Source organism: Janibacter hoylei PVAS-1 (assembly GCF_004025845.1).
In the GTDB taxonomy this organism is placed as follows: Bacteria; Actinomycetota; Actinomycetes; order Actinomycetales; family Dermatophilaceae; genus Janibacter; species Janibacter hoylei.
In genome coordinates this window covers 115361-121637 of the sequence record NZ_PIPF01000014.1, presented here as the reverse complement: position 1 = coordinate 121637, position 6277 = coordinate 115361, and the positions used below count along the sequence as shown (strand labels likewise).

The 6277-nt window shown below is 70.1% G+C and carries 6 protein-coding genes; 1 reads left to right on the top strand and 5 read right to left on the bottom strand.

Annotated features, from left to right (window positions below; all coding sequences use genetic code 11):
* The 3 genes from CWN80_RS14740 to rpsA form a co-directional block, all read right to left on the bottom strand.
* The coding region (locus CWN80_RS14740) for a hypothetical protein (protein ID WP_128277483.1) at positions 1-368 on the bottom strand (368 nt) is incomplete at its 3' end.
* Positions 368-1582, bottom strand: coding sequence for a dephospho-CoA kinase (coaE, locus tag CWN80_RS14735; protein ID WP_128277482.1), 1215 nt, complete (start codon positions 1580-1582; stop codon positions 368-370). The genes coaE and CWN80_RS14740, both read right to left, overlap by 1 nt.
* Before the next feature lie 124 nt (positions 1583-1706).
* Positions 1707-3197 (bottom strand): 30S ribosomal protein S1, encoded by a 1491-nt coding sequence (gene rpsA, locus CWN80_RS14730; protein WP_007928412.1) that lies wholly within the window; start codon positions 3195-3197, stop codon positions 1707-1709.
* A 149-nt stretch (positions 3198-3346) separates the two neighbouring features.
* On the opposite strand from rpsA, the gene CWN80_RS14725 reads away from it, so the two are divergent.
* Positions 3347-4174 carry a class I SAM-dependent methyltransferase gene (locus CWN80_RS14725; RefSeq protein ID WP_128277481.1) on the top strand — a complete coding sequence of 276 codons (828 nt, stop codon included), beginning with the start codon at positions 3347-3349 and terminating at the stop codon, positions 4172-4174.
* A 7-nt stretch (positions 4175-4181) separates the two neighbouring features.
* Here CWN80_RS14725 and CWN80_RS14720 read toward each other — a convergent pair whose 3' ends face one another.
* Both CWN80_RS14720 and pgfA read right to left on the bottom strand, forming a co-directional pair.
* Positions 4182-5177 (bottom strand): UDP-glucuronic acid decarboxylase family protein, encoded by a 996-nt coding sequence (locus tag CWN80_RS14720; protein WP_007928410.1) that lies wholly within the window; start codon positions 5175-5177, stop codon positions 4182-4184.
* Positions 5178-5190: 13 nt separating this feature from the next.
* A complete protein-coding gene (pgfA, locus tag CWN80_RS14715; protein WP_007928408.1) occupies positions 5191-6234 on the bottom strand; it encodes a cell envelope lipid trafficking protein PgfA in 1044 nt (347 codons plus the stop codon).
* Between the last annotated feature and the right edge of the window lie 43 nt (positions 6235-6277).

Sequence of the window (6277 nt, the reverse complement as noted above, 5' to 3'; positions counted from 1 at the left end):
ACGATTTTTGCAACAGAGCCGTCGACGGGGTGCTCGGGCACGCCGTCCCTGGCATCACCGCTGCGGATCGTGCGCCAGTGACCACCGGGGCCACGGCGCAGGGTCCAGGTCCCGAGGTGCGCCACGGGCGCCAGCGCGGCGACGAGCGCCCGCACGGCGTCCTCGGCCTCGTCGTCCTCCCGGGCGTCGTGGCTTCCGGCGACCAGGAAGCGCAGGTGGATCTGGGGCTGGCCTCGCACGAGCTCGACGGAGCGGTCCTCGACGCGATGCCCGCCGGCCAGCAGCGCCTCCGCCCGGGGCAGCAGCGCCTCTGGCGCCACCCCCGGTGTGACCCCGTGGACGTCGACGGCGACCCGGTAGGAGGGCATCAGGCGCCGCCGGCCTCGGGCTCCCACCCCGTCTGCCGGGCCCACTCCTCGAGCCGTGCGTGGATCCCGTCGAACCACGGCTCCTTGGCCTCCGCGTAGTCCTCCATGGCCAGGCCGCGCCCGGCGACCTCCCGCTTGAGCGCGGTGTACTCCTCACGAGCCGTGGCCTCGGCGCGCAACCAGGCGCGAAACAGCAGCGCCCAGCGCCACCCGGGTGAGCCCACCTCACGCACGTGCACGTGGACCGCGACACAGGGGTCGCTGTTGCCGTGGAAGCGCTTGGGCCACTCCTGCGGGCTGCGCCCGTCGACGCGCGGGTGGTCGGCGAGGTACCCGTCGACACGCGGATAGCCCGCGGCGGTCATGGCCCGGACAAAACCCTCCTCGTCGGCGTCGGCGAGGGATGCGACCCCCACCTGCAGGTCGAGCACGTCCTTGGCCACGAGCCCCGGCACGGCGGTCGAGCCGATGTGGTCGAGGGTCGCCGCCCGGTCCCCGAGCGCGTGGGCGATCCGCGCCAGGTGCCTGGCCGCCTGGGCCGGCCACGTGGGGTCAGGGTCGGAGAGCGTGATGACGGGCTCCCGCTCACGGCGCCGCCCGGCGGCGAGGTTGTCGGCGAAGGGAGTGAACCGCTCGTTCCACAGCCGGTCGACCTGGGTGACCAGCTGCTCAGGCGTCCCGTTGTTGTCGAGGAGCACGTCGGCGGCGGCACGGCGCTGCTCGTCCGTGGCCTGGGCAGCGATGCGCGAGCGGGCCTCGTCCTCGGGCATCCCCCGCAGCTCGACGAGCCGCTGCAGCCGGACCTGCTCCTGCGTGTCGACGACGACGACGAGGTGGTACTCCCCCGCCATCTGCTTCTCGACGAGCAGCGGCATGTCGTGGACGCCGATCGAGGTCCCGGCGGCCTCCGCGGCGCTGAAACGGTCGGCGGTGCGCCCCCAGATCGCCGGGTGGGTGATGCTCTCGAGTGCTGCGAGGGCCTCGGGGTCGCCGAAGACGACCCGGCCCAGGGCCGGCCGGTCGAGGGCGCCGTCCGGGCCGAAGACCGTGTCCCCGAATCGATCGCGGATGGCCGCCAGCGCCGGCTCCCCCGGCTCGACGACCTCGCGGGCGATCTTGTCGGCATCGACGACCACCGCGCCGAGCTCCGCGAGTCTTGCCGACACCGTCGACTTCCCCGACCCGATGCCACCCGTCAGCCCGATACGCAACATGGGCTCGATCCTAGGCATCGTTGCCGTCGACGAAGGCGTCGCCCCAGGAGGTCGCGCAGCGACCGTCACGAAGGGGGGCGCCGCACCAGATGGTGCGACGCCCCCCTTCGGTCAGACCCTCGGGTCAGTTGCCCGTGAGCTTCTCGCGGAGCGCGGCCAGCGCCTCGTCCGAGGCGAGCGTGCCCTCGGAGGTCGGTGCCGGGGTGCCGGCGCTCGGCGCAGCAGCGCTGTCGGAGCTGTACGAGGTCGCGGCGACCGGCTCGGCGCCGCTCTCCGCAGCGGCGGCGTCGTCGGCCGCAGCCTTCTCGACCTGGGCGCGGTGCGCCTCCCAGCGAGCGTGCGCGTCGGCGTACTGCTTCTCCCACGCCTCACGCTGCGACTCGTAGCCCTCGAGCCACTCGTTGGTCTCCGGGTCGAAGCCCTCGGGGTACTTGTAGTTGCCCTGCTCGTCGTACTCGGCAGCCATGCCGTAGAGCGTCGGGTCGAACTCCGTGAGGTTGGCGCCGTCCTCGTTGGCCTGCTTGAGGCTCAGCGAGATGCGACGACGCTCGAGGTCGATGTCGATGACCTTGACGAAGATCTCCTGGCCGACGTTGACGACCTGCTCCGGCAGCTCCACGTGGCGCTCGGCCAGCTCGGAGATGTGGACGAGACCCTCGATGCCGTCCTCGACGCGCACGAAGGCACCGAAGGGGACGAGCTTGGTGACCTTGCCCGGGACGACCTGACCGATCGCGTGGGTCCGGGCGAAGTGCTGCCACGGGTCCTCCTGCGTCGCCTTGAGCGACAGGGAGACACGCTCGCGGTCCATGTCGACGTCCAGGACCTCGACGGTGACCTCGTCGCCGACCTCGACGACCTCCGACGGGTGGTCGATGTGCTTCCAGGACAGCTCGGAGACGTGGACGAGACCGTCGACGCCACCCAGGTCCACGAAGGCACCGAAGTTGACGATCGAGGAGACGACGCCGGAGCGGACCTGCCCCTTCTGGAGCTCCTTGAGGAAGGTCGTGCGGACCTCGGACTGGGTCTGCTCGAGCCAGGCGCGGCGGGACAGGACCACGTTGTTGCGGTTCTTGTCGAGCTCGATGATCTTCGCCTCGATCTCCTTGCCGACGTACGGCTGGAGGTCGCGGACGCGGCGCATCTCGACGAGGGAGGCGGGGAGGAAGCCACGCAGGCCGATGTCGAGGATGAGGCCACCCTTGACGACCTCGATGACGGTGCCGGTGACGACGCCGTCCTCCTCCTTGATCTTCTCGATCGTGCCCCAGGCGCGCTCGTACTGCGCACGCTTCTTGGACAGGATGAGGCGACCTTCCTTGTCCTCCTTCTGGAGGACGAGGGCCTCGACGCTGTCGCCGACGGCGACGATCTCGGACGGGTCGACGTCGTGCTTGATGGACAGCTCGCGCGAGGGGATGACGCCCTCGGTCTTGTAGCCGATGTCGAGCAGGACCTCGTCGCGGTCGACCTTGACGATGTGGCCCTCGACGATGTCGCCATCGTTGAAGTCCTTGATCGTCGCGTCGATGGCGGCGAGGAGGTCTTCCTCAGAGCCGATGTCGTTGACGGCGATCTGAGGGGCGGTCGTGTCGACCGTGCTGGCAGTCATGTAGTAGGAACTCCGATTGTGGACAGGTGATCGTTCGGACGGGTGCTGCAGCACCCGGGTGCCCGGGTGGGCACACAGAAGTGCGTGTCCATCCTAGGGCCCGCCGGCGAAGGGAGCAAAGCCGGCCTCGTCGGCTAGCGTCCGGAGCCATGGACGAGCACGAGGTCGAGTACACCGAGGCGATCACCCGGCGCGAGAGCGGCCAGGCGGAGACGGTCTCGGCCAACCGCGGCTGGTGGGACCGGGAGGCGTCCGACTACCTCACCGAGCACGGCTCCTTCCTCGGCGACGCCGACCTCGTGTGGGGTCCGGAGGGATGGTCCGAGGACGACCTACACGTGCTCGGCGACCCCGCGGAGCTCGCGGGTCGACGGGTGCTCGAGTTCGGCGGCGGCGGCGCCCAGGGCGCCCGCTGGTGCGCCGCCCGCGGCGCGACCGTCGTCTCGACCGACCTCTCGGGCGGCATGCTCGCGACGGCCCGGCTCCTCGATGCCCGCACCCCCGGGCCGGCACCCGCCCTCGCCCAGGCCGACGCGACGCGCCTCCCCTTCGCCGACGCCTGCTTCGACGTCGTCTTCTCCGCCTACGGCGCGACTCCCTTCGTCGCGGACTCGGCGGGGCTCATGCTCGAGCTCGCCCGGGTCCTGCGACCGGGCGGGCTGCTCGCCTTCTCCACCTCGCACCCGATCCGGTGGGCCTTCCCCGACGTCCCCGGGCCGGAGGGGCTGACCGCCAACGGCTCGTACTTCGACGAGCGGCCGTACGTCGAGGCGACGTGGGGCGAGGCGAGCTATGTCGAGCACCACCGCACGATGGGGCACCGGATCGCCGAGATCGTCGATGCGGGGCTCGTGCTGCGCGCCGTCCACGAGCCCGAGTGGCCGGCCGACAACCGCGAGGTGTGGGGTGGGTGGTCGCCGCTGCGCGGCGAGCACCTGCCGGGGACGGCGATCTTCGTCGCCACGCGACCGGCGTGACGGGCGGTCAGTGCCCGGCGAGGATGTGAGCGGTCTCCTCGGCCCCGAGCGGCGGCTCGGCGAAGTGCTCTGCCCGCGTCTCGTCCCGGAACCAGTCGATGGTGCGCAGCAGCGCGTCCTCGATCGGCACCTCGGGGTTCCACCCGAGCAGCTCCTCGGCCAGTGCCGTGTCGGGTCGACGGACCGTGGGGTCGTCGACGGGGCGCGGGATGTACTCGATCGTCGAGGAGGACCCGGTGAGTCGGATGATCCACTCGGCGAGATCTTTCATGGAGATCTCGTGCGGGTTGCCGATGTTGACCGGCCCCGCGTGGTCGCTGTCCGCGAGGGCGAGGATGCCCGTGACGAGGTCGTCCACGTAGCAGATGGAGCGGGTCTGCGACCCGTCGCCGGCCACTGTCACCGGCTCGCCCGCCAGCGCCTGACGGACGAAGTTGGGGATCGCCCGACCGTCGTTGGGGCGCATCCGCGGACCGAAGGTGTTGAAGATCCGCACGATGCCCGTGCTGATGCCGTGGGTGTTGCGGTGGGCCAGGGTCATCGCCTCGGCGAACCGCTTGGCCTCGTCGTAGACGCCGCGCGGCCCCACGGGGTTGACGTGCCCCCAGTAGGTCTCGGGCTGCGGGTGCACCGCCGGGTCGCCGTAGACCTCCGAGGTGGACGCGAGGACGAAGCGGGCCCCCTTCGCCCGGGCCAGGGCCAAGGCGTGCATCGTCCCGATGGAGCCGACCTCGAGGGTCTCGATCGGCAGTTTGAGGTAGTCGACCGGACTCGCCGGCGAGGCGAAGTGGAGCACCAGGTCGACGTCACCGTCGACGGAGACGTCACGGGTGACGTCGACCTGGTGGAGCTCGAAGCCCGGCTCGTGCTGCAGGTGCGCGACGTTGGCGGCATCACCGGTGACGAAGTTGTCCAGGGCGACGACCTGGTCGCCCCTCCGGATCAGCCTCTCGCAGAGGTGGGAGCCGAGGAAGCCGGCCCCTCCCGTGACGACGACGCGCATGTGGTGCTGCTCCTCAGTGACCGTGCAGGTCGCGACGCGGGCGGGTCTCGGCGTCCGGCGCGGCCGAGCCGAAGACCGGGTCCTCCCGGTCGTCGACGTAGGCCGGGGCCGGCTCACCGCGACCGCGACGGCCGATGACGAGCGAGAGGAGCAGACCACCCAGCAGGAGCAGCAGACCGAGGATCGTGAAGACGATCGGGAGGGCCGTGTGGACCATGTTGAGCAGCGTGGACTTGGAGCTGTACTCCTCGACGTTCTTGTCGACGGTCTCGGGCGTGAAGCGCGAGGTCGTCTCCAGGGCGTTGAGGGTCTTGCCGTTGTAGCGGAACTCCTGCTTCTGCTCCTCGACGCGGTCGAGGACGACGCCCGTCACCGGTTCGACCCAGAAGGTGCGCTTGTTGGAGTAGTAGCGGTCGGCGTTGACGGCACCGGAGTCGTCGGCTCCACCGAAGAGGTTGCCGGGCAGCTCACGCTGGGCGTACTTGGTCTCGGGGACCTCCTGCGTGAACTTGTACGTCTTCATGCCCTGCAGGTCCTCCTCGCCCTCGTACTTGACGGGGAAGGACTTACCGACGGTGCTGTCCCACCAGCTGTACTCGTCGGTCGGCTGGGTGTCGAAGGGGAACTTCACGAGGAGGCCGTCGCGCTTGACCTCTTCGCCGTTCTTGGACTCGCCGCAGCAGTTGATGGCCTCGCCGGTGTGCCGGTCGAAGACATACACCTCGGTGCTGCCGTCCATCGGGATGTTGTCACCGTTGTTGTCGCTGACCTGGCCGCTGTTCCAGACGGCGACGTCCCTGCCGGACTCCTCGGAGGCCTGCTCGGCCGCGTCCGGGTCGCCGATGATGCGGGCCGTCGTCGTCAGCTCGCCCTGGCCGGGCTTGACGTTGTCCGCGTCGAAGAACTTGGCGTCGGGGTCCTGGACGATCTGCGTCGTGTTCTGGTCGTTGGGGACGACCGCCAGCTTGGGATAGGCATAGAACCGAAAGAGCAGCCCCATGGTGAGGATGAACGCTCCGACAGCCATGATGATCGCCGGCAGCAGGTACTTGCGCACGAGAGAACCCTCCTTGGTCCTGAATAACTTACCGGACAGTAGC

Excerpts from the sequence above, each read along its gene's own strand:
- CWN80_RS14720 (WP_007928410.1), bottom strand. The coding sequence starts at position 5,177 with ATGCGCGTCGTCGTCACGGGAGGGGCCGGCTTCCTCGGCTCCCACCTC.
- coaE (WP_128277482.1), bottom strand. The coding sequence starts at position 1,582 with ATGTTGCGTATCGGGCTGACGGGTGGCATCGGGTCGGGGAAGTCGACG.
- rpsA (WP_007928412.1), bottom strand. The coding sequence starts at position 3,197 with ATGACTGCCAGCACGGTCGACACGACCGCCCCTCAGATCGCCGTCAAC.
- CWN80_RS14725 (WP_128277481.1), top strand. The coding sequence starts at position 3,347 with ATGGACGAGCACGAGGTCGAGTACACCGAGGCGATCACCCGGCGCGAG.